This is a genomic window from Phenylobacterium sp., from assembly GCF_030645195.1.
Lineage (GTDB): Bacteria > Pseudomonadota > Alphaproteobacteria > Caulobacterales > Caulobacteraceae > Phenylobacterium.
In genome coordinates this window covers 1-1,875 of sequence record NZ_JAUSLW010000056.1, presented here as the reverse complement: position 1 = coordinate 1,875, position 1,875 = coordinate 1, and the positions used below count along the sequence as shown (strand labels likewise).

The following is a 1,875-nucleotide window of genomic DNA, read 5'->3' as shown; positions in this document are numbered from 1 at the left end:
CCTCGCCATCGATCAGGCGGTTGGCGGTGAGGACCTTCATGCCGACACCCGCGCCAGGATGGCGTCCGGGATCTCGTTGGCCTGGGCGAGGGCCATGGCCTCGCCGACCATGAGGAGGGCCGGGCCGGAGAGGCCGGCGGCGACGTCGGCCAGTTGGCCGAGAGTGGTGGGCAGGCGCTGTTCGTCGGCGCGGCTGGCGTTGACGACGATGAGGGCCGGCGTGGCCGGGGCGCGGCCGGCCTCGGTCAGGCGCTGCGCGATCAGGCCGGCGGTGGTCAGCCCCATGTAGATGACGACGGTCTGGTTGACCCGGGCCAGGGCCGGCCAGTCGAGGTCCGGCTCGCCGTGGGCGGCGTGGCCGGTGACGAAGGTGACCGACTGGGCGGCGCCGCGGTGGGTCAGGGGGGCGCCGGCCGAAGCCGAGGCTGCCAGGGCGGCGGTGACGCCGGGAACGACCTGGGCGTCCAGACCGGCGGCGCGGCAGGCGGCCAGCTCCTCGCCGCCACGGCCGAAGATGAAGGGATCGCCGCCCTTCAGCCGGACCACCGTCAGGCCCTCCAGGGCGAAGGCGACCAGCATCCGGTTGATCTCGTCTTGCGCATAGGAATGGCGCGACTTGCGCTTGGCGACGCTGATGCGGCGGGCGGCGGCGGGCGCCAGGTCGAGGATTTCGTCGCTGACCAGGCCGTCGTGGACCACCACGTCGGCGGTCGCCAGCACGCGGAAGGCCTTCAGCGTCAACAGTTCCGGGTCGCCGGGGCCGGCGCCCACCAGCCAGACCGATCCGGCCTCGCGCACGCCCTCGCCACCCAGGACGACCAGGCGGTTTGCGGTCTTGGCCTTGGGCGCGCGATGCGACATGGGCTTTAAGGTTCTCTAACGACCAGGCTTGAAACTTGAAGCGGGACGGGTGTAAGGCCCGCCCCGCTGAATGTCCGCCGGTGAAAAGGGCCTATACACCGCCGGACGCTTGCAAACTGGCCACGCAGGCCCCAATTCGCAAGCCAAGGACTTCTGCCGGGGCTGTCAGGAAAACTCCATGGAACGCGACGCGCCGCGCCGCCGATTGCCGCCGCTCAACGCGCTCCGCGCGTTCGAGGCCGCGGCGCGCCACCTGAACTTCTCCCGCGCCGCCGACGAGCTGTCGGTGACGCCCGGCGCGGTGAGCCAGCAGATCCAGAACCTGGAAGACTATGTGGGCGCCGCCCTCTTCAAGCGCACGCCCAAGGGCCTGCTGCTGACCGACGCGGCCCAGACCGCCCTGCCCGCCCTGCGCGAGGCCTTCGACCGCCTGGCCGAGGCCGCCTCCATGCTGACCGCCGCCGTGGACGGCCGCCGCCTGACCCTGACCGCCGCCCCCTCCTTCGCCGCCAAGTGGCTGGTGCCGAGGCTCGGCAAGTTCGAGGAACTGCATCCGCAGGTGGACGTCTGGCTGTCGGCCGGCCTGGAGCTGGTGGATCTCACCGCCGGCGAGGTGGACGTGGCCATCCGCTACGGCGCCGGGCGCTATCCGGGCCTGGAGGTCCGCCGGCTGATCGGCGAGACCGTGGTCCCGGTGCTGAGCCCGGAACTGCAGGCCAGCCACCCCCTGAACTCGCCGGCCGACCTGCTGGGCCACACCCTGCTGCACGACGGCTCGCCGGAGCCCGACGACAGCTGCCCCGACTGGACCATGTGGCTGGCCGCCCGGGGCGTGAAGGGGGTCGATGGGACCCGCGGACCGCGCTTCAACCAGTCCAGCATGGTGATCGAGGCCGCCGTCAACGGCCGCGGCGTGGCGCTGGCCAAGCGCACCCTGGCCCAGGCCGACATCGACGCCGGCCGCCTGGTCTCGCCGCTGCAGATCTCCACGGCCGTGGACTTCGCCTATTACGT

The 1,875-nt window shown here is 72.2% G+C and carries 2 protein-coding genes; one reads left to right on the top strand and one right to left on the bottom strand.

The window, feature by feature from the left end; all coding sequences use genetic code 11:
- Window positions 1–36: 36 nt before the first annotated feature.
- Window positions 37–861, bottom strand: coding sequence for a uroporphyrinogen-III C-methyltransferase (cobA, locus tag Q7T09_RS04820; RefSeq protein WP_304698077.1), 825 nt, complete (start codon window positions 859–861; stop codon window positions 37–39).
- 178 nt (window positions 862–1,039) lie between these two features.
- Between cobA and gcvA the strand changes: the two genes are divergently transcribed.
- Window positions 1,040–1,875 (top strand): transcriptional regulator GcvA (gene gcvA, locus Q7T09_RS04815; RefSeq protein ID WP_304698076.1); only part of this gene is annotated, 836 nt, incomplete at its 3' end.